At 58.1% G+C, this 25,121-nt stretch carries 18 protein-coding genes; 15 read left to right on the forward strand and 3 right to left on the reverse strand.

The features are described from left to right. From H8E27_12600 to H8E27_12630, 7 genes are all read left to right on the forward strand, one after another. Positions 1 to 119, forward strand: a 119-nt coding sequence (locus H8E27_12600; GenBank protein MBC8326455.1) for a 2-amino-3-ketobutyrate CoA ligase, incomplete at its 5' end; no start/stop codon positions are given. Between the two features lie 149 nt (positions 120 to 268). Further along, the gene (locus H8E27_12605; protein MBC8326456.1) at positions 269 to 1,240 is read left to right on the forward strand and encodes a cysteine synthase family protein; all 972 of its coding nucleotides are present in this window, start codon (positions 269 to 271) and stop codon (positions 1,238 to 1,240) included. A gap of 12 nt (positions 1,241 to 1,252) precedes the next feature. After that, the gene (locus H8E27_12610) at positions 1,253 to 4,813 is read left to right on the forward strand and encodes a proline dehydrogenase family protein (GenBank protein ID MBC8326457.1); all 3,561 of its coding nucleotides are present in this window, start codon (positions 1,253 to 1,255) and stop codon (positions 4,811 to 4,813) included. A 132-nt stretch (positions 4,814 to 4,945) separates the two neighbouring features. Next, complete coding sequence (locus tag H8E27_12615; GenBank protein MBC8326458.1) at positions 4,946 to 5,731, forward strand: N-formylglutamate amidohydrolase; 786 nt, start codon at positions 4,946 to 4,948, stop codon at positions 5,729 to 5,731. Then, positions 5,731 to 7,659, forward strand: a complete 1,929-nt coding sequence (locus tag H8E27_12620; protein MBC8326459.1) for a DUF1704 domain-containing protein — start codon at positions 5,731 to 5,733, stop codon at positions 7,657 to 7,659. The genes H8E27_12615 and H8E27_12620 overlap by 1 nt, the downstream gene beginning before the upstream one ends. Before the next feature lie 48 nt (positions 7,660 to 7,707). After that, positions 7,708 to 8,751, forward strand: a complete 1,044-nt coding sequence (locus H8E27_12625; protein MBC8326460.1) for a glutathione synthase — start codon at positions 7,708 to 7,710, stop codon at positions 8,749 to 8,751. Between the two features lie 165 nt (positions 8,752 to 8,916). Then, the gene (locus H8E27_12630) at positions 8,917 to 9,066 is read left to right on the forward strand and encodes a hypothetical protein (GenBank protein ID MBC8326461.1); all 150 of its coding nucleotides are present in this window, start codon (positions 8,917 to 8,919) and stop codon (positions 9,064 to 9,066) included. 248 nt (positions 9,067 to 9,314) lie between these two features. Here the strand turns inward: H8E27_12630 and H8E27_12635 are convergent, their stop codons facing one another. Both H8E27_12635 and H8E27_12640 read right to left on the reverse strand, forming a co-directional pair. Continuing rightward, positions 9,315 to 9,758, reverse strand: a complete 444-nt coding sequence (locus tag H8E27_12635; protein MBC8326462.1) for a hypothetical protein — start codon at positions 9,756 to 9,758, stop codon at positions 9,315 to 9,317. A 99-nt stretch (positions 9,759 to 9,857) separates the two neighbouring features. After that, positions 9,858 to 10,388 carry a hypothetical protein gene (locus H8E27_12640; GenBank protein ID MBC8326463.1) on the reverse strand — a complete coding sequence of 177 codons (531 nt, stop codon included), beginning with the start codon at positions 10,386 to 10,388 and terminating at the stop codon, positions 9,858 to 9,860. Positions 10,389 to 10,495: 107 nt separating this feature from the next. Between H8E27_12640 and H8E27_12645 the strand changes: the two genes are divergently transcribed. Beyond that, complete coding sequence (locus tag H8E27_12645) at positions 10,496 to 12,424, forward strand: VCBS repeat-containing protein (GenBank protein MBC8326464.1); 1,929 nt, start codon at positions 10,496 to 10,498, stop codon at positions 12,422 to 12,424. 34 nt (positions 12,425 to 12,458) lie between these two features. On the opposite strand, the gene H8E27_12650 is transcribed toward H8E27_12645, so the two are convergent. Continuing rightward, positions 12,459 to 13,502 carry an ion transporter gene (locus tag H8E27_12650; protein MBC8326465.1) on the reverse strand — a complete coding sequence of 348 codons (1,044 nt, stop codon included), beginning with the start codon at positions 13,500 to 13,502 and terminating at the stop codon, positions 12,459 to 12,461. Positions 13,503 to 13,610: 108 nt separating this feature from the next. Here H8E27_12650 and H8E27_12655 point away from each other — a divergent pair, with 108 nt between their 5' ends. From H8E27_12655 to H8E27_12685, 7 genes are all read left to right on the forward strand, one after another. Next, positions 13,611 to 16,757: a PSD1 domain-containing protein gene (locus tag H8E27_12655; protein ID MBC8326466.1), complete on the forward strand. Its 3,147-nt coding sequence runs from the start codon at positions 13,611 to 13,613 to the stop codon at positions 16,755 to 16,757. A 9-nt stretch (positions 16,758 to 16,766) separates the two neighbouring features. Continuing rightward, the gene (locus H8E27_12660) at positions 16,767 to 18,158 is read left to right on the forward strand and encodes a DUF1501 domain-containing protein (GenBank protein ID MBC8326467.1); all 1,392 of its coding nucleotides are present in this window, start codon (positions 16,767 to 16,769) and stop codon (positions 18,156 to 18,158) included. Between the two features lie 68 nt (positions 18,159 to 18,226). Next, positions 18,227 to 19,498 (forward strand): MFS transporter, encoded by a 1,272-nt coding sequence (locus H8E27_12665; GenBank protein ID MBC8326468.1) that lies wholly within the window; start codon positions 18,227 to 18,229, stop codon positions 19,496 to 19,498. Beyond that, a complete protein-coding gene (locus H8E27_12670; GenBank protein MBC8326469.1) occupies positions 19,482 to 20,888 on the forward strand; it encodes a hypothetical protein in 1,407 nt (468 codons plus the stop codon). The genes H8E27_12665 and H8E27_12670 overlap by 17 nt, the downstream gene beginning before the upstream one ends. Continuing rightward, positions 20,889 to 22,067: a D-galactonate dehydratase gene (locus H8E27_12675; protein MBC8326470.1), complete on the forward strand. Its 1,179-nt coding sequence runs from the start codon at positions 20,889 to 20,891 to the stop codon at positions 22,065 to 22,067. Positions 22,068 to 22,170: 103 nt separating this feature from the next. Continuing rightward, the gene (locus H8E27_12680) at positions 22,171 to 23,517 is read left to right on the forward strand and encodes a PhoPQ-activated pathogenicity-related family protein (protein ID MBC8326471.1); all 1,347 of its coding nucleotides are present in this window, start codon (positions 22,171 to 22,173) and stop codon (positions 23,515 to 23,517) included. Positions 23,518 to 23,519: 2 nt separating this feature from the next. Further along, on the forward strand, positions 23,520 to 25,076 hold the full coding sequence (locus H8E27_12685) for a sodium:solute symporter (protein MBC8326472.1): 1,557 nt from the start codon (positions 23,520 to 23,522) through the stop codon (positions 25,074 to 25,076). The last annotated feature ends 45 nt before the right edge of the window (positions 25,077 to 25,121 follow it).

Here is a 25,121-nt window from a genome sequence, read left to right on the forward strand (position 1 = left end):
CCGTCGTGCCCCAAGATAAAGCCCGCATCCGCACCCAAATCTCCGCCGCGCACACCCGGGAAGATCTCGAATTCGCCATCGCCAAGTTCGGCGAGGTGAAAACTGAAATGGGGATTTAATGACCAAACCCCAATGACCAAACCCCAAGGAATGACCAAATCCCAATTCCTCAAAATTACACCGGCGATTCGGGATTTGCACATTGGGATTTCCTTGGGATTTGGTCATTGGTCATTGGGACTTTCCCCGTCATTGGGACTTTGAAAAAATGAACAAAGCCATCTGTTCATCCATCATCGACGTTGTCGGCCACGCGCCCATCGTGGATCTCTCTCGCCTCACGGCCGATATCGATGGGCGCATCCTCGCCAAGCTGGAATATCTGAACCCCGGCGGCTCGAAGAAGGATCTCATCGCCCGGGCGATTATTGATTCAGCCGAAAAGAAGGGTCTTTTACAGCCGGGGCAAACTGTGATTGAACTCACCAGCGGCAACACCGGCAATGGGTTAGCCATGATTTGTGCGGTGAAGGGATATCCGTTTATCGCGGTGATGTCGCGCGGCAACACCCCCGAACGCGCGGCAATGATGCGCGCGATGGGCGCCACGGTTGTGCTCGTCGAGCAAGGCGATTCCAAGGCAGGGGTTACCGGCGAAGACTTGGATCGCGTGGAGGCCACAACCGCCCGCCTTGTCATCGAGCACAATGCTTTTCGCGTGGACCAATTCAAGCGCGAGGAAAATTCGCAGGCGCACTACGAACACACCGGCCCGGAATGGCTCCGCCAAACCGACGGCAACATCGATGCCTTCTGCGATTTTGTGGGCACCGGCGGCGGCTTCGCCGGAGTGGTGCGCGCGTTCAAAGAGCACAATCCGGCAATCGGCTGTTACATCGTCGAGCCGCACGGCGCGGCCAAGCTCGCGGGTCAATGCATCAGTTGCTGCGCGCACGTGATTCAAGGCGGCGGTTACGCCAAGGATTTGCCGCTGATTAATCAAGACCACGTCGACGGCCATCTCACGGTGGAGGACGCGGATGTCACCGAGGTCACGCGACGGCTCGCGCGCACCGAAGGCATTTTCGCCGGCTACTCTTCCGGCGCAAACATCGCCGCCGCATACCAACTCTTGCGCGGCGAGTTCAAAGGCAAAACCGTTGCCGTCAACATCTGCGATTCCGGCCTCAAATATTTGAGCACGGATTTGTGGGACGACGAACTCAGCACGCCCGCCTAGTTGCAAAAAACAATGGCCACCGAAATCCAATCATTGGAGGCGCGGGCGATGGCGCTGGCGCGCGAGCTGCAAACCACCGCCGGCACGCTCATCACGCCCGCCGAACAGGCGCAGCTCGATGAACTTTCCGGAATGCTCGAGCATCCGCCGGACAAGGTGACCGTCGCCCAGCTCACTGACCAAGCTTTCCGCCCGCGCTCGGCCTCGCGTGGCATTAGTCAGTTTCAACATTTGCTTGAGACGCGCGGCATCCCGCGATTCTTTGGCCCGCTCGACAAGCTTGGCCTGCAAATGCTCCGCCGCATCGGACAGCTGGTGGCGTTCGTGGCATTCCCGCTGTCGCGCCGCAAGATTCGGCAGGACACCGCCGATGTTATCCTGCGAGCCGAGCCTCCGCCGCTTACCGCGCACCTCCGCCAACGCCACGCCGAGGGGCTGCGAATGAACGTCAATCTTCTTGGCGAAGCGGTGCTCGGCGAAACCGAAGCCGCCCGACGCCTCGAACAATATCTCGCCACGCTCGCCTTACCCGAGGTCGAAGTGGTGTCCGTGAAAATCTCCACGCTCTATTCGCAGGTTAACCCGCTCGCGCGCGAACACACGGTCGCCGTGTTGTGCGGGCGATTGGAAAAGCTTTTTCGTGCCGCTGCCGATCAAACATTCACCCGCCCCAACGGTGATCGCGTGGCGAAATTTGTCTACCTCGATATGGAGGAATACCGGGACATGCACCTCACCACCGCCGCGTTTATGCGCACGCTCGATCGCGATGGGATGGAAAACATCAGCGCCGGCATCGTGTTGCAGGCGTACCTGCCTGACGCCCATGCCGTGCAGCAACAACTCAATGCGTGGGCGCGCGCGCGCGTCGATGCGGGCGGCGCGCCCATTCGGTTGCGGTTGGTGAAGGGTGCGAACATGGAAATGGAACGCATCGAGGCGGCCATCGGCGGTTGGCCGCAAGCGCCGTTCAATGTGAAAATCGATAGCGATGCGAATTTCAAACGGATGTTGCACGAGGCGATGCGCGAGGAAAACATCGCCGCCGTGCGGCCCGGCATCGCGTCGCATAATCTCTTCGACATCGCGTATGGCTTACTGCTCGCACAGGATTGCGGCGCGATTCACCGCGTGCGGTTGGAGATGCTCGAGGGGATGGCCAGCCATCAACGCCGCGCCCTTACCAAGCACGCGGAAAATATTCTGCTCTACGCGCCCGCTTGCCGCGATGAGGAATTTATCAACGCGATTGGATATTTAATTCGCCGACTGGACGAAAACACCGGGCCCGATAATTTCCTGCGGCACGCCTTCCACATCAGCGTGGACGACCCCGAATGGTCGCACCTCGAAAAAATATTCAGCGATTCCGTGCACCGCATCGAAAGTTTGCCCAATCATCCCAATCGCCAACAAGATCGGTGCGAGCCGCCCACCACGTCCAAGCTCGCCGATGATTGGCGCGAATTCACCAACGAACCCGACACCGATTTTTCATTGCCGCAAAACGGCGAGTGGGTCGAGGGCATCATTGCAAAATGGAAACCGCGCTGCGGCGATGACGCCACAAACATCCCGCTCATCATCGCCGGCGAAGCCGTCACCGAAGATCGATCTATAATAGAGAGCACCGATCCGTCGCGGCCGGACACCATCATCGCCCGCACGCCGCAGGCGAATGCTGACGACTTGCGACGCGCCGTTGCCTGCGCCCAGGCGGATCCCGCCGGTTGGCGTGCGATGCCGATGGCCGAACGCAATGCCATCCTTGCCAAGGCCGCGCAGTGCATGCGGGAAGCGCGGACGGATCTCATTGGCGCGGCGATGGCCGACGGCGGCAAGATCGCGCCGGAATCCGATTCAGAAATTTCCGAGGCCATCGATTTCACGGAGTTTTACCCACGCACCGCGCAGGCGCTGCACGATTTACCAAACCTTACCGCGCGACCCAAGGGTGTGGTGGCGGTGATCTCGCCCTGGAATTTTCCCATCGCAATACCATGCGGCGGCGTGGCGGCGGCGTTGGCGGCGGGCAACACGGTGCTGCTCAAGCCGGCGAGCGACACGCTGTTGCCGGCGCATCTCATTTGCGAATGTTTTTGGAACGCCGGCGTGCCGCGCGAGGCCTTGCAACTGCTGCCGTGCCCGGGCCGTTTGGCGGGCAAGCATTTGGTGGAGAGTGATGACGTGGACGTGGTCATCCTCACCGGCGGCACGGAGACGGCGCAAACGATGTTGCGCGCGAAGCCCTCGCTGAATTTGCTGGCGGAGACCGGCGGCAAAAATGCCACCATCGTCACCGCGATGGCCGACCGCGATCAAGCCATCAAGCACGTGCTGCACTCGGCCTTCAGTCACGCGGGGCAGAAGTGCTCGGCCACGTCGCTGTTGCTGTTGGAGGCGGAAGTTTTTGATGACGCAAAATTCAGGCGCAGCCTGCGCGACGCGGTGGAGAGCCTCGCCGTTGGATCCGCGTGGGAGTTGCATACAAAAATGAATCCGCTCATTCGCCCTGCCAGCGGCGACCTCGCCCGCGCGCGGGAAGCGCTCGAGCCCGGCGAGCAATGGCTGGTGCCGCCGTTGCCTGCGGACAATCCGCACCTTGCCTCGCCCGCGGTGAAATGGAATGTGCAGCCCGGCAGCCACGCGCATCTCACGGAACTCTTCGGCCCGATGCTCAGCGTGATGCGTTACGAGAAGTTGGATGACGCCATCGATCTCATTCACCAAACCGGTTTCGGCCTCACCTCCGGCATCGAGACGCTTGACGAGCGCGAGCAGGAATTTTGGCAACGCCGCGTGCGTGCTGGAAATTTATATATCAACCGCCCCACCACCGGCGCCATCGTGCTGCGCCAACCCTTTGGCGGTATGGGCCAAAGCGCTTTCGGCCCCGGCATCAAAGCCGGCGGGCCAAACTATGTGGCGCAGTTGATGGATTTTGAGGAGAGGAATGATACACGTGCTGCCACGGACTCGCAGGCTCGTCCCTCCAATCAACCGCAATGGAGGGACGAGCCTGCGAGTCCGCATAATTTTTTAAAAGCCCTCGCCATTCGCGTGCCTTCCGTGGAATCCGCGTTGCGCAGCTACACAAAACAAATCCAAGACGAATTTGATGCCGAGCACGATCACCTGCGTCTGCTCGGCCAGGACAATCTCCGCCGCTATCGCCCCATCGATCGCCTCTGCATCTGTCTGCACGCCGACGACACCCAACTCGAAATCGCCGCCCGCATCGGCGCTGCCATCTCGGTGGGGTGCGAAGTCTCCATCACCGGCCCCGGCGCGGAAGACTGGCGTGAATTCGCCCAAGTTGTCCCCGAACCCGCTGTCAAAAAATTTGACCGCCTCCGCTACGCCAAGCCATCGCGCGTCCCCGAAGCCATCCGCCAAGCCGCCAACGAAGCCTGCATCTACATCGCCGACACGCCCGTGCTCGCTGAAGGTCGGTTGGAATTATTGTGGTACGTCGAAGAACAAAGCCTCTCCCACGACTACCATCGTTACGGAAATCTCGGGCCAAGGTTTGACGAGCAGCGCAACGGGCCAGTTAACACAATCGCAAGGTAGGGCGGGGTGCCCACCCCGCCGCGGCGCGCCGGGACAGCGTGCCCTACCTGGTTCACAATGGTTGAAAAATATACCCGCCCAGAGAATAATTTGTGTTGATTTCCCATGGCGTTTGACTGATAGGGACGCCGCTTGAATTCCGATTTAAAAATAGAGGGCCTGGACTGGCGTCTGGGAAACGGCCCCGTGCTGGCGACCGCCATCCACGCCGGACACCGGCTGCGGCCCGGCATGGCGGGTTGCCTGCGACTGCCGGAACCCGATCGGCTGCGTGAGGAGGATCCGTTTACCAATGAATGGACAGTGATTGGTGCGCATGGGTTGGTGGTGGAATGGTCGCGATTTGATGGCGACCTCAATCGGCCCCGGGAGAATGCGGTGTATGCCGGACCGGAAGCCGCGTGGGGTTTGGATTTATACGAGGCGCCGTTGCCGGAGGTCGTTCAGCAAACGGCGCTGGATTTTTACGATGCCTTTTATGAGGCCGTGGCTTTCTTTGTGGACGCGCAGTTGAAGCAACATCGCCACTTGCTCGTGCTCGATCTGCATACCTACAACCATCGTCGGAATGGGCCTCAGGCCGACTCAGCGAATTCGGAGACGAATCCGGAGATCAATCTCGGCACCGCCCGGTTGACCTGCCCCGAACAATGGGCGACGGTGCTGGACTCTCTGGAAAGTGCCTTGCGGGCGGAAGGTTTGGACACACGCCGCAATGTGAAGTTTCAGGGCGGCCATTTTTCCCAGTGGCTGAACGGGCGCTGGCCCGGCCGCGTTTGTGCGGTGGCGGTGGAAGTCAAAAAAATGTTTATGGACGAATGGACGGGCATCCGTGATGACGCCACCTTTCGGCGGATCACGAACGCCTTGGACACCGCCGCATGGTCCGCCGAACGGGCGTTATTGAATTTGAACTGATGCCTGCCCGCACCCCCAGCCCGTCATTGGACGCCGCCTTCGTGGAGGAGATGGCCCGATTGTGGCGCGACAACAAGCGGATCCATCGCCGGCTCCCTTTCGGAGGGCTGTTGCACATCGATCGTCAACTGCCGTTTCTCTGTGTGTATCGTGATCCGGTGGGGATGGAGGATGAAGGCACCGATTGGCTGGTTCGCGGTGAAGCCTCTTATTTAATTTGCTCCGCACACAAAAATCTCCGGCGGCCATTGAACGCCCTTCTTTCAACGTTGCTGCAGGAAATGAATGAAGCCTTTGGCGCGTCGTTGGTGTTGGAACTCTGGTCCGGCGACCATCATGCCGTGCCAAAGAAGACGGAGAGCACGGAGGCATTTCGCCCCGGGTTTACCGTGCACGCCGTTCGGCATTCTGGAAAAACCGTGGAAGCGTTGGAGCAAACGCTTCGCAAGGTGCGCGTGCTCAAACAACCCGCTGAGGTGCGCGTTCAACATCACCCGCGTTCGTACCCGATTGATCTCCCGCCACTGCTCTCCCCCCGTCAACGGGAGCAATGGAATGTGCGGTTGATGGGCTTGGAGGTGCGCCCGATTTATCAGCCCCGTGAAAACGGGTTGCACGAGTACACCCAACTCCGCCGCCGCATTCACCGGGGACTGTCCCGTGGATTGCGTCAGGCCTTTTACGAATTTGCCCGATCACAAACCCCTCAGCAACCGCCGCATTTTCATGCGTTGGGCCCCCGAGCCGTCACCCGCGCAGTGTGGGATGTCGACCGTCGACTGGCAGAGATCGCCGAGCAATTCGATTTTTTACTGCTCAGCACGCCGGTCAATATTCAGCCCAGCTGGCAGACATTTCATCGGCGTAAATTTGAACGGACTCCGGAATTTCAATACCGCCCGTTGCCCATGGATCCGGCACGGTTGAAGGGCGCGCTGTACCGCATTGATCTGGATCGCGTGGAAGACCCCACGCTTTCCGCCCTTTTTCGCAGTAAACGCACGGAACTGGATCGGCAGCTGACCATGCTCATGGACCGCGGGACGCGCAATTTTCTTTACGGCAGTCTGCAGTTGTTTGAACCGGTTGATGACGCATTGCTGCAAGCGGCCCAACGCATCCTCCACGCGCTGCCCGGACGCACTCGGGATGATCTCTCTTTTGGTCGCCTGCCGGCCGAGCAATACGTCCAGCGCGCCGAAGCGGAGATCCAACGCATGAAACGGTGCAATCCCTTGGTGCAGTCCAAGGTCATTCTGACAGATCAAGTCGCCAGCCTGATGGTTTCCGAAGGCAACATGCTCGTGCCCTCCCACGCTCGTCTCCCCGCCAATCGTCTGAATGCATTGATTCAGCATGAAGTCGGGACACACGTGCTAACCTACTGGAACGCCCGCCAACAACCCTTGCGCCTTCTGGCGTCCGGCTTGCCGGGTTATGACGAAATGCAGGAAGGGCTTGCCGTGCTCAGCGAATATTTTGCCGGTGAACTGACTGCGATTCGTTTGCGCTTGCTGGCCGGACGGGTCATCGCGGCGCATCATTTGCAGGAAGGCAGGTCGTTTGTGGAAACCTTTCGCGAATTGACGGGCCGTTGGGAATTTGAAAACCGCGCCGCTTATGGCGTCACCGCCCGCACCTACCGCAGCGGCGGGTTGATCAAGGATGCCATGTACCTGCGCGGCGTGTTGGCGCTGTTGCGCTACTTCGAAGCCGGCGGCGCATTGGAGCCGCTGTGGATCGGTAAAATCCACCAACGCCACCTGCCCATCATCGCCGAATTGCGACTGCGACAAGTGTTGCAACCGCCTCTTTTGATCCCTTCCTACACCGAGACGCCAAAATTTGCCGCTCGGCTTGAACGGCTTCAGCGGCCTTGTACGCCGTTGGACCTGATTGCCACGCCGCGACGACGGGCTTCCCATTGAACCCTTTTTTGCATTAAACTCCCCGTGAAACCTATGGATCGAATCCCAATAAAAATCGCCTTCTTCGTCAATGACCTGCTCACCGAAGAAGACAACTACACCACCACCCGTCTGGCCATGTACGCCCACAACCGCGGGCATCAGGTGTATTATCTGTCGCCCGACGATTTTGCGTTGGATCCGGACAATCAGGTCCGCGCCCGGGTGGTCAGTCCGCCGGCCCGAAAATTCAAAAGTCTCAAAAGTTTTATCACCAATGTCAAAAGCCCCAAAGCCTCGCGGGAACGCCTGACCCTGGGCGAGTTGGATGTGTTGTTTCTACGAAACGATCCTTCCACCGAACGGGCGTCCCGCAACTGGGCTGCCCAGGCCGGCATACTGTTCAGCCGCCACGCACTGCAGCACGGCGTGATTGTGCTCAATGATCCCAATGGTCTCATGCAGGCCATGAACAAAATGTACTTCCAGAATTTCCCCGAGGAAGTCCGCCCGCAAACACTCATCACGCGCGACCGCAATGAGATTAAATCCTTTGCGAAAGAATTCGGCGACACCGTCATCAAGCCGCTTCAGGGCTCCGGAGGCGCCAATGTCTTCATGGTCCGCAAATCGGATATTCCGAATCTGAACCAGATGATCGACGCGATTGTGCGCGACGGCTATGTCATTTGTCAGGAGTTCCTCAAGGAAGCCGAGCACGGCGATACACGCATGTTTCTGATGAACGGCCAACCCTTGCGTTTCAAGGGACGCTACGCCGCATTCCGGCGCGTGCGCGAGGGAGGCGACCTTCGCAGCAATATTCACGCCGGCGGCATCAAGGCCAAAGCGGAAATCACCGACAAGGAACTGGCCATCGCCGAGATCGTCCGCCCGAAGCTGGTTCAAGACGGGATGTTCCTTGTTGGACTCGATATCGTCGGGGATAAACTGATGGAAATCAACGTGTTCAGCCCCGGGGGATTGGGGAGCGCGCGCGAGTTTGAGAAAGTCAATTTTTGCACGCCCGTCCTCGACTCCATCGAGCGCAAGGTCCAGTACATGACCCACTACAACCGGGAATTCAACAACACCGGCATGGCGTGCCTGTAAACCGGCCCTACGCCGCCACAGACTCGCGGGCTTGTCCCTCCAATCAACCGCAATGGAGAGACGAGCCTGTGAGTTCGCAAACACACAAAGTTGAAGTATTCAAAGCCCTCGCCACCCGCGTGCCCTCCGTGGAGCCCGTGTTGCACAGTTACACCCAACAAGCCCATGACGAATTCCACGCCGAGCACGCCCGTGCTCGCTGAAGGTCGCTTGGAATTATTGTGGTACGTCGAAGAACAAAGCCTCTCCCACGACTACCATCGCTACGGCAACCTCGGCGCGCGGGGCAATGAAAAGCGGGCTGGGGTGGAATGATTCACCACAGAGGCACAGAGTTTTTTATTTTTCTCTGTGCCTCTATGGTTGAAAAAATGCCTGCCAAAGGGATGATGAACATCAGGTATCTTTCTCCGCCAGTTTTGGCCGGCGTGAATCCAGTGAAGCCCATCTTGGTTTCAAGAAAATCAACCGAATACCAATTCAGAAAGAATCCGATCGCAATGATGACTCCGAAAACACGCGGTATATTTTGCAATAATTTTCCCTTTGGTCGTGCGGGTTAATTACACTAAATCTTCACCGGTCGCATCGATTGATCCGCTGTTCGGCTTCGGCTCAGTTACGATCGATCCAAATATTAACATTCCAACACAACCCGCGAAGCACATGTACAAGCCATAACCTCTTTCTACGCCCATTGCTGCAGCACCGGCTTTCAAGAAAACAGGCCCTACGAACAAAATCACGACGGCGGCTAGAATTGAACAAGTAGCGTATCCTTTTCTGGAGTGAAACGCTGCAGCGGCGATGGCGACAATTGGAGCGAACAAAAGGGCATATTGTGCCTCGCCCATAGCACCTTTGGTAGTGGCAAACTGATATCCAGATATATTGAGACCGCCTTCACTTCCCAAGAGAGCTCCTAGCCCTCCTAAGTCCATTGTGATCCAAGGCAGAAAAAAGCCTATTAGAATGAGAGCTGCACACGCACGTGGTATTTGTTGCATTATTTTCCTTTTGTTATGTTGGCAACCATGCCCTAGCAGGAAGCCATCTGGTTTTTATGGTTAGCGTTGGGGTTAATTACTTTTATCAATCTTGTGGGGTTATATTGAGCCAGATTCTTCGGCATTATCCATATACACAATTGCTCCAAAGAGTTGCCCAAAAGGGGCTAAAATAGTCACCCAAAGACCGATTGACATAATTTGAAGCATGGAAAATTCGCCATCTCCCAGCTCCCCACTCAAAGTGCTGCGTAAGTCTACAAACGCCCAAATTACGATGCCCAAGATGAAAATAGCTGAAAAAATATGAAGCAGCTTCTTGTTAAAAATGGCCGAACTTACCCCAAGAATCGGGAAGAGCATGGTTCCATAAAGCCACAGAGGTTTTGATAATTCCTCCGCCTCGAGTGGACCCTCTCCCGCTCCTTCGGAGAAGGCATTTGCAAATGACTGTAATCCTGATTGCAGTCCCTGCATTTTATTGAACATGCTGTTCAATTCCATTCCGCTAAAACTGAAAAGCATGATATCGATCCAAGGCAGGAAAAAGGCCGCGACGATTGTTCCGCCGCAAATTCGCGCAACATTCTTATATTTATTTTGAATAGCCAAAACAGTTCTCTCTAACAAGCCAAGATAATAGCATGTTATAAAAAGTTTGCATACTGTAAAAACTGGGTAATTTTATAATGGTCAAAATTTCTACTGCGGATCTTAGCTTGATCGTCGTCTTGTATATGCCACACTCCGTCGTGACTTTGTTGAAATATATCTCATGGGTATGGCTTGCTTCAATATGCCTGCTACCAGCCGCTGATCTTGAACGGATTAAGTACAATCATCCCGGGCTGAAGGTGGACTTGGGGGTGGGGCTGTGGGCTTGGCCGATGCCGGTGGATTGGGATGGAGACGGTGATCTCGATTTGGTGGTGGATTGCCCGTGCAAGCCGTACAACGGGATTTGGTTTTTTGAAAATCCGGGAGGCAGCAAAACGCCGGTGTTTAAGGCGGGCAAACGGTTGCGCGGGTCGCTGCGTAATATTCAAGTGAGTTGGGTGGACGGTAAGCCGCGCTTTGTTTTGCCGGGAGCAGAGGTGTCGGCGGACCTCACGAAGATTACAAAGATTTATCCAACCGCACGCGTCGAACGGCATCGAAAGATTCGCGCGAACCAATGGAAGTACGTGGATTACAACGGCGACGGCGCGCTGGATCTCGTCGCTGCGGTGGGCGTCTGGGACGATTACGGCTGGGACAACGCCTATAACGCGAAGGGCGAATGGACCAACGGCCCGCTGCACGGCTACCTCTATCTGATGCTCAACGAAGGCACGACGGCCGCGCCGAAGTACGCGGCGCCCGCCAAGGTGCAGGCCGGCGGCAAGCCGGTGGATGTGTACGGCCGGCCCTCGCCGAATTTTGCGGACTTCGATGGCGATGGCGATCTGGATCTGCTCTGCGGCGAGTTTGTGGACAGCTTCACTTATTTTGAAAACACCGGCACGCACAAGGCCCCCAAGTACGCCGCTGGCCGCAAGCTCACGCACAACGGCAAAACGCTGACGATGGAGTTGGAAATGATCCTGCCCAGCGCGGTGGATTGGGATGGCGACGGTGATGTTGATTTAATTGTGGGCGATGAGGATGGCCGCGTGGCGTTGGTCGAACACACGGGCAAGGTGCGCGATGGGCTGCCGCAGTTTTTGCCGCCGGTATATTTTCAGCAGGAAGCCGATGAGGTGAAGTTTGGCGCGTTGTCCACGCCAGTAGGGTTTGATTGGGATGGCGACGGTGATGAGGATATTATTTGCGGCAACACCGCCGGCCACATTGCGTTCATCGAAAATCTCAGTGGGCCGAAAGTCGAACGCCCCAAGTGGGCTGCGCCGCAGTTGCTGGAGGCCGGCGGCCAAACGCTCCGCATCATGGCCGGTCCGAACGGCTCCATCCAGGGTCCGTGCGAACGCAAATGGGGGTACACCACGCAGACGGTGGCCGATTGGGATCACGATGGGCTGCCGGATTTGATCGTTAATTCCATCCTCGGCAAGGTCGTGTGGTATCGCAACGTCGGCACGCGACGCGCGCCCAAGCTGGATGCCGCGGCGCCCGTGGAAGTGGAATGGCGCGAGGGCAAACAACCCGCGCTCAAGTGGGGCTGGATGCGGCCGCAAGGCAAGGGCCTGCTCACCCAATGGCGCACCACGCCGGTGGCGATTGATTGGAACGAGGACGGCTTGACCGACCTGATCATGCTCGATCACGAGGGTTATCTCGTGCTTTTTCCGCGCGCCCGGCGTGATGGCCGGGTGGTGCTTGATGCGCCGCAGCGCATTTTTGAAACTCAACAGCCCGGCTACGTGCGCCTGAACACCCGCACCGCCGGTGGCAGTGGTCGGCGCAAAATCTGTGTGGTGGACTGGGACGGCGACGGCCGCCGCGATGTGCTCGCCAACAGCCCCAACGCCGAGCTTTGGCAATCCACCGGCTCCCGCGAAGGCATGGTTCGTTTGGTCAATCGGGGCACGTTATTTGAGCGCAACATTTCGAGCCACACCACCAGTCCGACGGTGGTGGATTGGAACGGCAACGGCGTGCCGGATTTGTTGGTGGGCGCGGAGGATGGTTTTTTATATTACGGGAGGAACACAAAAAGCCAGAAATGAACACGGATATTCACGGTGTTCAGGATTCAATATCCTAAATATCCTGCTCATCTGTTTTAATATACGCACCGTGCAAAGTCTCTCCGCAGGCGTGGCAGTGGACGGCATCGGTTCGATGCCCTTCGACTCCGCAGTTGGGGCAGGCGCGGGTGTTGGGGGCGTGCGGGCCATCGACGCGGGTCATTTCGGCGGTGACGATGCCGGTGGGCACGGCGATGATGCTGTAGCCCATAATCATCACCACCGCCGCAAGGAACTGCCCGAGTGCCGACGTTGGGGTGATGTCGCCGTAGCCCACGGTGGTGAGCGTGACGATCGCCCAGTAAATACTTTTTGGAATGCTTTCAAATCGTTCGTTGCGCGGCTTCGTTAACACCCCTTCGCTCAGCAACACAGTTTCGGTTCGCTGATCGGTAAACTGTACGTGTGCCATCGGGATGGGGTCGCCTTGGTTGGAAACGCTTGTGACCTCGGCAACGTGATTGCGTACAAACACCGCATCGCCCTGGGTGAGTTGACGGGGTTCCTTGATGGTTTCGTGTTGGCCTTCCACCAGATACATCACCGCGCCGATGATGGTGGCCAGAATAACCACGGCCATCAGGAACACGGTGATCTTGGCAAAGCTCGCGCGCAGAGCGTGCATGATGGTGCGGGCGCCGCGGACGTATTCGATGAGTTTTAATATCCTGAAAATGCGCAGCACTCGCAGCGCGCGGACGACGAGCAGATATTCGAGATGCGCACCGGGGATGAGGCTGAGGTAAGTGGGCACGATGGCCAGCAGATCGATGACGCCAAAAAAGCTGCGCGCGTATTTGGCGGGCGAATCGACCGACCATAACCGCAACGCGTACTCGATGGTGAACAGAATCGTGAAGCCCCATTCAACAGCGTCGAGTGTCTTGGCCCAATGTTCCATGCCGGGCACGGTGATAAACATCACTACGCCGACACTGGCGAGGATGGCGAAGATCAGCGCCACGTCGAACGCCTTGCCCGCGGGCGTGTCCGCCTCGTGGATGATGATGCGCACGCGCTCGCGCAAGTCCACAATGGGTGTGTTTGATTCAGCCATACGTCCTCCGCCAAATTGTGTACGCGAAAAACGCGGACAAAACAATTCGTTTTGCATTGCCACCCACGCGCTACCGGCGACAATGGCTCGATGACAAGGGCGTGGCCAATGACGCTGATGCTGTTTATGGTGCTGACGGCTGATGCCGCAGATTATTTGCGCGACATCAAACCGGTGCTCAAGGCGCGATGTTTTGCGTGTCACGGGGCGCTCAAGCAGAAGGCGGGCCTGCGGCTCGACACGGCGGCGAATATTCGCAAAGGGGCAAAGGGCGCTGCGGTAGTGGTGCCCGGCAATCCGGCGGACAGCGAGCTGTTGTCTCGCTTGACCTCAAAAGATAACGACGACCGGATGCCGCCGGAGGGGGCGGCCTTGAAGGCGGAAGAAATCGCGGCGATTCGGGATTGGATTGCCGACGGTGCGCCGGTGCCCAAGGGCGAGATCGCCGAGGCTGATCCGCGCGTGCATTGGGCGTTTCAAATGCCAACAAAAATGCCGTTGCCGGGGGATGCCGGAAATCCTATCGACGTGATTTTGGATGACCGCCGCGCAACGCGGGGTCTGAAAACGCAACCGGAAGCGGAGCGGACGATTTTATTGCGGCGATTGTACCTCGACCTCATTGGGTTGCCGCCGACCCGGGAGCAGTTAGATGACCGCCGACCGTGGAATGAAATCGTCGATGCGCTGTTGAATAACCCGCAACACGGCGAGCGGTGGGGGCGGCATTGGATGGATGTCTGGCGGTACACGGATTGGTACGGGTTGGGCGCGCAACTTCGCAACAGCCAAAAGCACATCTGGCATTGGCGTGATTGGATTGTGGAATCGCTGAACGCGGACAAGGGCTACGACCGGATGATTCTGGAAATGCTCGCCGCCGACGAACTCGCGCCGGAAGACCCCAAGGCGCTGCGGGCCACCGGTTTTCTTGCGCGCAATTATTATCTCTTCAACCGCACCACTTGGCTCGATGCCACCATCGAGCATACCGGCAAAGCCTTCATCGGACTCACGCTCAATTGCGCTAAATGCCACGACCACAAGTACGACCCCATCACGCACAAGGACTACTACCGGTTCCGCGCCATTTTCGAACCCCACCAAGTCCGCCTGGATCCCGTGCCCGGCGTGACGGATTTTGAACAAGACGGCCTTCCCCGTGTTTTCGATAATCACCTCGACATCAAAACTTATTTGCATTTGCGCGGTGACCCGAAAACCCCTGACACCAATCATGTGATGCAAGCCAGTGTGCCTGCAATCCTGTCCAGCTTCGCACCGAAAATCGAACCGGTGCAACTCCCCATCAGTGCCTTTGCGCCTGCCGCGCGCGACTACGTGAAACAGGATCGACTGAAATTAGCGCAGGCAAAAGTAGACGCGGCAAAGACGGAATTGGCCGCCGCCAAAACGAAAGTCGCCAACGCGCCCAATAAGAAGCCCGCGTCGGAAAAACCTTCGTCGGCAACACCCACGCCGGAATTTGCAGTAAAAGATGATTTCAACAAACCCAACCCGAAGGTGTGGGAAGTCTTCGGCAAGGGTTGGGAATTTAAAGACGGCGCACTGCACCAAACTATCCCCACGCGCGATGCCGAACGGCTCGTGCTGCGTCAGCCCGTGCCGCGCGATTTCGAAATCACCTGCCGCTACACGCACACGGGCGGCGCGCTGTACAAATCCGTGACCTTCCGCTTCGACGTCACGCCCGACCGCAAGTACGCCAACTTCGTTTATACCAGCGCCCACGAGCCCGGCCCGAAACTGCACGTGGCTTATCAGCGCAACGGTGAAAGCTCGTACCCCGCCGAGGGTCGCGTCGTGCAGCCCATTAAAATTGGCACGCCGTACACGCTGCGCTTTGCCGTGCGCGATCGCTTGGTGAATGTGTGGCTCAACGAAAAATTCCAAATCGGCTACACCCTGCCCGATCGCAAACCGGGCGGGCGCTTGGAATTGTCCGGCTTCGATGCGACGGTGGCATTTGACGATATCTCCATCCGCTCACTACCTGCGGAGGTAAAGCTGGTGGAGTCCAACGATTCAACGCCATCAGCGAAGCCCGCCACCTCAGTGCAGGCGTTGACTGCCAAGCTCGCGGCCGCCGAGGCGCAGCTGATTTCGTTAAAGGCAATTTTCGTGGCTGAACGTTTGGTGCACAATAAGAGTCACTTCAAAGCGGCATCACGGGTGGCCGCCAAGCGCGAAGCGGAGGCGATGAGGGCGGCGGGTGAGTACGAATTGCTCGCTGCGGGCAAAGACGCGAACAAAGTGAAAGCGGCGCGAACAACAATCGCCGGCGCGGAAAAGAAACTCGCGGCGGCGGCCAAAGGCGCGGGCGGCTTCACGCCCATTCGCGCAGCGAAGAAAGCGTTGGAAACGCCCGCGCACAAAGAGGCGCAGTATCCCACTACCTATCCGGAAACCAGCACCGGTCGGCGGTTGGCGTTGGCGCGGTGGATTGCGTCAAATAAAAACCCGCTCACCGCGCGCGTGGCGGTGAACCATGTTTGGCTGCGGCACTTCGGCGAGCCGTTGGTGGAATCGGTGTTCGACTTCGGTTTGCGCGCCAAACAACCGATGCAGGTGGAATTGCTCGACACGCTGGCGGTGGAGTTCATGGAATCCGGCTGGAGCTTCCGGCACCTGCACCGGCTCATCGTTACTTCGCGCGCATACCGTCTCAGCTCCACCACCGCCGGGGCAGACGCCAAGACGCTGGTAGCCGACCCCAATAACCATTTTTACTGGCGCATGAACAATCGCCGAATGGAGGCGCAAGTAGTGCGCGATAGCCTGCTCCATCTCGCCGGGGTGTTGGATCCAAAAATGGGCGGCCCATCCATCAACCCAGGCGATGCCGCGCGTCGGCGCAGTTTGTATTTCAAACACTCCCGCGATCAGCAGGACAAGCTGTTAAAAATGTTCAACGACGCCGACCATCTTCAATGCTATCGCCGCACCGAAAGTATCGTCCCGCAACAGGCACTCGCACTCTCAAACAGTAAACTGGCGATTGAGATGTCCGGTTTGATCGCACAAAAAATAAAGGGTGAAAAATTTGTGGACGGGGCATTTGAAATCCTGTTAGGCCGCAAACCAAATCCGTCCGAGCGGCAGGAGTGCCTGAAGGCGCTGGCCGAACTTGAAGCCGCGGCCGGAAAGGCAAAGAAGGCAAATCCAAAACAGCGTGCGCGGCGGGGGCTGGTTCACGCGTTGCTGAATCATAATGACTTTGTTTCAGTCAGATAAATGATGGACATGAATCGCAGATTATTTTTGGGCCGTTCGGGTCTGGGCTTCGGTGGCATGGCACTGTCCTCGATGCTGCGCGGGGCGGAAGGATTGCCGCATTTTGCGGCCAAGGCGAAGAGTGTGATTTGGTTGTTCATGCGCGGCGGCGTGAGCCACATGGAAAGTTTTGACCCGAAGCCAATGCTCAACACGCTCGCGGGGAAATCAATTGGCGAGACGCGCTTCAAATACGTGATGGATCGCGAGCGGCTGAAGAAGGTGCGCGTGGTGGTAGTGAACGATGCCAACGGCCAACAGCGCACCAAGCTGTATCCGCTGCAGGTGGGATACAAAAAATACGGCCAGAGCGGCATCGGGGTGAGCGATTGGTTTCCGCATCTTGGTGGATGCATTGATGACATCGCGGTGATTCGCTCGATGTGGACCACCGACGATAACCACGGCGCGCAGGTGCAATTTCATTCCGGGCGCCACATGCTCGACCCACGCGTGCCCACCATCGGCGCGTGGGTCAACTACGGCCTCGGCACGCTCAACGAAAACCTGCCGCAATTCGTCGGCATGGGGCCGCGCTATTTTGACCGCAGCGATGGCCATTACCTCGGCCCGGCGTACGACGAGGTGAAGCTGAAAATTGATCCCAAGAATCCGCTCGACTACGCCCGGCCCGAAGGCGACATCACAAATGCAGAGCAACTGCTCGGATTCGAATTGGTCAACCGACTGAACCGTCTCAGCCAAAAAAATTATCCGAATGACGCCGCACTCAAAGCACGCATCAAGTCGTATGAGCTGGCGTACCGAATGCAAACCTCCGTGCCCGGCGTGGTAAATTTTGATCGCGAAACCGAGGCGACCAAAAAACTGTACGGCTTTGACCAAAAAGAAACGAAGCCCTTCGGCCAACAACTGCTTGCCGCGCGGCGGTTTGCCGAACGCGGAGTGCGGTTCATTCAAATCATGCACGGCAGTGGCGCGGCCGGTGCGTGGGACCAGCATTCCAATCTAAAGGCCAAGCATTCCGAATTGGCAATGCAAGTGGACCGTCCCGTTGCCGGTTTGCTGAAGGATCTCAAGCAACGCGGAATGCTCGACGAAACGCTTGTTGTCTTCGCCACAGAATTCGGCCGCACCCCCGGCTCGCAGGGCAGCAACGGCCGAGATCATCACCCCTATGGCTTCAGCGTGTGGATGGCCGGCGGTGGTCTCAAAGGCGGCATCGCCCACGGCACCACCGATGAAATTGGGTTTCACACCGAGGAACATCCCCACTACGTCACCGACGTCCACGCGACGCTCCTGCATCAACTCGGCCTCGAATCCGAGCGCATGGAACTCCCCGGCCACAAACGCCTCGAGCGTGATTTCGGCCACGTCATCAAAGAGATCATCGCCTGATGCCGGCGGTGACAAGCAAATTGCCCCCGCCACCCAGCCCGTCCAGGGCGCGATTCAAAGTGCTCGGGATGCTGTGTGTCGCGGCTTTGTTGGCTTATATTTGCCGTAATTCCATCTCTGTGGCAGAGAGTTCCATCCGAGCAGATTTGGATCTGACCAAGCGCGAAACGGGTTGGATGATGGCGCTGTTTTTTTTGCCATACGCGTTGATGCAAATCCCAAGCGGTTGGTTGGCGCACCGAAAAGGCACGCGGTTTTGCCTGCCACTCTTCGCAACGGCGTGGTCGGTGGCCACCCTGTTAATGGGCAAAGCCAGCGGGTTAGCCATGCTCATGGGCGCGCGCGCGGGCCAGGGCATCACGCAGGCGGGGCTTTTCCCGGCGTCCACCAACACCATTGCCAAGTGGTTCCCCGCCACGGAGCGCGCCTTTCCCAGCGGGGCGCTTGGCGGATTCATGGCGCTGGGCGGGGCGGTGGGCATGTGGATTGCCGGCATGCTTGTGGTGCATCCGGACATCGGCTGGCGAGGGATGTACTTTATTTTCAGTGTGCCCGGAATTCTGTTTGCGGTTCTTTTTTGGTTTTGGTTTCGCGATCTCCCCGAGGAGCATCGCGCTGCAAACGCCGCTGAGGTGGCGCATATCACGCAGGAAGATGTTCACGCGGGTCCATCGGGGAAAAGCATCCCACCGCTTTGGCGGCACTTGCTCGCCAGTCCGGCAACGTGGTGGATTTGTGGTCAGCAATTTTGTCGCGCCGCGGCGATGATGTTTTTCAGCAGCTGGTTCGCGACTTATTTGCAGGAACACCACGGCGTGACCATCAAGCAATCGGGCCTTTTCACGATGCTGCCGCTGTTAGCGGCGGTGGGGGGAACTCTACTTGGCGGCGCGGTGGTGGACACAGTTTATCGGCGCACTGGCAGTCGTCGCGCTTCCCGCCAAGGGGTGGCCTGCACTTCGCTCGTCCTGTGCGCGCTGTTCGTTGTGCCTGCGTTTTTTGTGAAGGGTGCCCCGATAGCGGTGGCCCTCGTCACCGCCGGCAGTTTTTTCGCAGGCACCGCCGGGCCATGTGGCTACACCATCACCATCGACATGGGTGGCCGCCATGTGGCTCCGCTGTTTTCCACGATGAATATGGCGGGCAACCTCGGCGCGGTCGCGTTTACGATTGGCGTCCCGTACCTTCAGGAAATGGTAGGTTGGTCGGGCGTGATGATGCTGTTTTGTGGCCTCTACCTTGCGGCGGCTTATTTTTGGTGGCTGCTCGATTCCTCAGGCACCGTCTTCGACCAATCCCTGTTACGCAAAACTGCGTTGCCCGATGCCGATGCACATTGACATCCCTCAAAGCCGTTGCCGATTTGCCATCGCGCATGGTGATATTACGCCGCCGGCGGATATTTATCATCGCATGTGGGGTGCGGCGAAACACGATCGCGCCACGGGCATCCACCAGCCATTGCGCGCTACCGTCACGGCACTCGCACCGGCTGAAGGGGACGGGCGGCAGTTCATCATCGCGCTGGATCATTGCGTGATGGGCCGGGAGGAGATGGATCATCTGCTCGCTCACGTCAGCAAAGGCACCGGAATTTCGCGCGCGGATTTAATTGTCGTCTTTTCCCACACCCACGCTGCCGGGTTGATGGGGCTTGAGCGCGGCGACCTTCCCGGGGGTCATCTCATTGCGCCGTATCTCGATGACCTTGCGGTGCGCGTCATCGAGCTTGCGTGTGAGGCGTGGGATCAACGACAGATCGCCACGCTCGTCTACGGAACCGGCCGATGCAACCTCGCCGCGCATCGCGATTTTTGGGATGAGGAAAATAAACTTTGGGCCTGCGGCTACAACCCCGGCACGCCTGCCGATGACACCGTGCTTGTCGGGCGCGTTCACGCGGAAGACGGCGCGCTACTCGCCACCCTGGTCAACTACGCCTGCCATCCCACCACGCTCGCTTGGGGCAACACGCTCATCAGCCCCGATTACCCCGGCGCGATGCGCGACACCATCGAAGCCGCCACCGGCGCGCCCTGTCTTTTTTTGCAAGGCGCCAGCGGTGAGCTTGGGCCCGTTGAAGGGTTTGTGAGTGACCCCGAAGTGGCCGAGCGCAACGGGCGTCAACTCGCCTACGCCGCGCTCAGCGCCTTAGAGGCGTTGCCCGTTGCGGGCACTCGCTTTGCGTACCATGGCCCCGTCGTCTCCGGCGCAACGCTCGGCGAATGGAAACACACGGATCTTCCCGCCGCTCACGCCGAGGCCAACGCGCGTTGGCAACTCCATCGCGAAACCATTGACCTCCCCATCCGCCCCGGCACGCCGACCCCCGAGCAAGTCACCGCCGAACTCGCCGAATGGGAATCGCAGGACCCCCCCGAGGCCCGCGCAATGGCTGAGCGTAAGCGCCGCCTGCTCCATCGCTTGAGCCAATTTCCCCCGGGGGATGCGTTTCCGCTGGAGACCATCGTCCTCAAAATTGGCGGCGCGGTGTGGGTCATCGTGCAGGGCGAGCCATACAGCATTTTGCAAACGGCACTGCGCGAACGCTTCCCCGGCACGCCGATCATCGTCGCCGCCATCGCCAGCCATTGGGGTGCGAGCTATTTGCCGCCGCGTGCGCTGTACGACAAAGGAATTTATCAGGAAAGTATCGCCGTCACCGCGCCGGGGAGTTTAGAAACCGTGATCGAAACCATCGGCTCGAAAATTGAATCCCTCTCAAAATAAATGAAAATCACCGCTATCGAAACGCATGTTTGCCACGCGCGGATGCGAAACTGGATTTTTGTAAAAGTGATCACCAGCGAGCCGGGCCTGATCGGCTGGGGCGAAGGCACGCTCGAATGGCACACGCGCGGCGTCGTCGGTGCGGTGGAGGATATCAGCGATCTGCTGATCGGCGAGGACCCCACGCGTATTGAGCACCTTTGGCAGATGATGCATCGCCAGCATTTTTGGCATGGCGACGGCGTAGTCCGCTCCACCGCCATCTCTGCCATCGACATCGCACTGTGGGATATCGCCGGAAAAATTCACGGCGTCCCCTGCCACAAACTTTGGGGCGGGCCCGTGCGCGACACCATCCGCACCTATAGCCATCTGGGCGGAGGCAACATGGAAACGTTTTACGAAACGCCCGTCGACAACGCCAAGCGGTTCGCGGATCTCGCATCGGCCACTGTGGCCGAAGGCTTCACCGCATTTAAAAGCATGGCCGTACCGCCAATGATGCCGCTCGAAGGCCAAGCGCCTATCCGTGCTGCCGAGGCGTGCGTCGCCGCCATGCGCGAGGCTGTCGGGCCGGACATCGACATTATGGTTGACTGCCACGCCCGCCCTTCGCCCGCGATGGGTTTGCAGCTTGGCAAAGCCCTCGAGCCGCACGGGCTGTATTTTTTTGAGGAACCTTGCTGGCCCGAGAGCATCGACGGCATGGTCGCCATTAACGCGGCCATCACCACGCCCGTGGCTACGGGCGAACGCGTTACGCGTCTTGCTGACTTTCGCGATCTTTTCAACGTCCGCGCCTGCGAGGTTTGCCAAATGGACCTCACTCATGTCGGCGGCTTTACCGAGGCCCGCCGCGTCGCCGCGCTGTGCGAGGCGCATCGCATCTCACTTGCTCCGCACAATCCGCAAGGGCCGGTGAGTACCGCTGCCTCGCTGGAGTTTGGCTTCAGCCAGCCGAGTTATATCATTTGCGAAACCGTCCACGCCGACGTTCCATGGCGCGATGACATTGTGACCACAGGATTTTCCATTGAGGAAAAAGGCCGCCTCGTGCAGCCCAATCAAAACCCGGGGCTCGGCATCGAGCTCAACGAGGACGAAATTAAAAAACACCCTTACAAGCCCGAGCTGCCGCAACGCGTATTTCACCGAGACGGCAGCGTCGGCGATTGGTAGTGCAGTTTCTCCAACTCGGGCGGGTTGCATCCGGGAGCACGTCCAATCCGTGGCATAAATCAGCTTGCGGCTTTGGGCGCACGCTTTACCCTCGCGGCACATCATGAATCGGATCATCCCACTTTTATTTTTCGTTTCGCCCCTTGTTGCCGCGCCTCAAAAAACCGCCCTCGACCGCTATGTCGCCAAGCCGGATCCGGCATATAAATATCATCTCGTTCGCACGGTGAAAACCAGGGGTGCGACGGCCTACATTCTAGATATGACCTCTCAGAAATATCTCACCCCCAAAGAGGTCAACCGCCCGTTTTGGAAACACTGGGTGATCATCACCAAGCCCGACCGAGTGGAGCATCGCACGGGGCTGCTCTTTATTGGCGGCGGCAGCAATGGCGGTGACGCGCCGAACAGTGCCTCAAAAGAAATGATGCAAATCGCTCTGGCCACCCGTTCCGTGGTGGTGGAACTCAAGATGACCCCCAATCAGCCGCTCATTTTTGCCGGCGAAAAACGCGAGCGCTCCGAGGACGCCATCATCGCCTATACGTGGGATAAATACTTGAAAACCGGCGACGAAAAATGGCCGCTCCGGCTACCGATGACCAAGGCGGCGGTGCGCGCAATGGACACGGTCACGGATTTTCTAAAGCGCAAAAAGGGAGGCGAATTGAAAGTGGATCAATTCGTCATCACCGGCGGCTCCAAGCGCGGTTGGACGACCTGGAGCACGGCAGCGGTTGACAAACGGGTGGTCGCCATCGCGCCAATTGTCATCGATATGCTCAACGTGGTGCCTTCTTTCCGTCACCATAAAAGTGCTTACGGCCGCTACTCCAATGCCGTGCAGGATTATGTGGACATGAAAATCATGGAATGGTTGGACAAACCCGAGTTTGCCAAACTCAAGCGCATTGAAGATCCATACGAATACCGCGATCGCCTCACGATGCCCAAGTTTCTCCTCAACTCCTGCGGTGATCAGTTTTTCCTGCCGGACTCGTGGCAGTTTTACTGGCATGATCTCAAGGGGCCCAAGCATATCCGTTACGTGCCCAACACCGGCCACGGCCTCAAGGACAGCGACGCCCTCGACAGCCTGGTTTCATTTTACCATTCCATCTTGAACCAAAAACCGCTCCCGAATTATGAATGGAACGTGGCGACCAATGGCACCATCACCGTACACGCCAAGGATAAGCCGATCGAGGTGCGCCTGTGGCAGGCCACCAATCCGGAGGCGCGGATATTTCGCATCGACGAGCTTGGCCCCAAATGGACGAGCACCCTCTTGAAGCCTGGCCAAAACGGCGCGTACACCGCCCGCCCGCCAGCTCCTCCCAAGGGTTGGACCGCCTATATGATTGAGCTGACCTTCCCCGGCAAAGTGCGCCCATACAAATTCACCAGTGGCGTGGTGGTCACCCCCAAGGCACTGCCGTTTGCAAAATAAAAATGCAACGCCTTCCGACCGTTGACTTGATTGTATTGGTCATTTACCTCGCCGCCGTAGTGGGGTTGGGCGCGTGGTTTGCTCGGCGCAATCGCACCACACACCACTTCATGGCCGCAGGGGGATCGCTGCCCGGCTGGGCGGTGGGACTCTCAATTTTTGGCACGTACCTTTCCAGTAACACCTTTATCGGCGTGCCCGGCAAAGCGTACGGCGGCAATTGGAACGGGTTCGTCTTCAGCCTTTCACTGCCGTTGGCCGCGTGGGTGGCGGTAAAATATTTTGTGCCGTTCTATCGCAAGAGCCGCGAAATCTCCGCCTATCATCATTTGGAAAACCGCTTCGGCCCGTGGGCGCGCACATATGCGCTCGTCTGTTATCTGCTCACGCAACTGGCGCGGATGGGGGCGATCCTCTTTGGCGTGGCCATCGGGCTCAACGCGCTTACCGGCTGGAGCCTGCCGGTCATCATTATTGGGGCCGGCGTGGCGGTGACTTTCTACACCCTGCTCGGCGGCATTGAGGCGGTAATTTGGACGGATGTGATTCAGAGCATTGTGTTGCTGGTGGGTGCATTGGCAATCGGGGTGTTGCTGTTGGTCAACCATCCCGGCGGCACCGGCGAGGCGCTGCACGTTGCGGCCGGCGCTGGCAAGTTTAGCTTCGGCAGCTTCGCCCTCGATTTCACGCAATCTACTTTTTGGGTCATGTTGCTTTTCGGCATCTTCATCAACCTCAACAATTTTGGCATCGACCAAAGTTTTGTGCAGCGCTACCACGCCGCCAGCAGCGGACGCGAGGCCAAACGCTCCGTGTGGCTTGGCGCGCTCCTTTACGTGCCCGTATCAGCCCTGTTCTTTTTTATCGGCTCCCTGCTGTTTAGCTATTACGAGGCCAGCCCGAATTTGCGAAATGAAGTGCAAACACAAGTTGCAAAAAAAGAGTTAATCACCAAAGGGATTGAAGTGACCCCAACCTCTCTTGCAAAGGTCACTGTAACGCAAGAACACAAGGACTACGGAGATCAAATTCTCCCTCATTTTATGGCCACCCAATTGCCCACTGGAGTGGCCGGGCTGTTGATCGCTGCGATCTTTGCCGCCGCCATGAGTAGTATCGATACCAGCCTCAACAGCTCCGCCACAGTCACGCTCAAGGATTTTTTCCAACGCTATTTGAAGCGCGGACAAGACGAAGCCGCCGCCCTGAAAATTTTGCGGGGTGCAACGCTGGCATGGGGCGTACTCGGCACGGGTGTGGCGTTGGTGATGATTGGCCAAAAAAGTTTGCTCGATGTTTGGTGGAAACTTTCCGGCATTTTTGCGGGTGGAATGCTCGGCCTGTTTTTACTCGGACTGATCGCCCGTAAAGCGGATCACGCGGCGGCACTCACGGGCGTGACGATCGGCGTGCTCGTAATTTGCTGGATGACCGTTGCCGATGGATTGCCCGAATTCCTTCGCAGCCCTTTTCATGCAAACATGATTATTGTCATCGGCACGTTGACCATTTTTCTTGTGGGACTGGGAGTGAGTCGGGTGCGTCAATCGAAGCGGTGATTTTCACTCGCCATTCGCGCGTGGGAACGCATAATTTCAGCCACC

This window comes from Limisphaerales bacterium (assembly GCA_014382585.1).
Lineage (GTDB): Bacteria > Verrucomicrobiota > Verrucomicrobiia > Limisphaerales > UBA1100 > JACNJL01.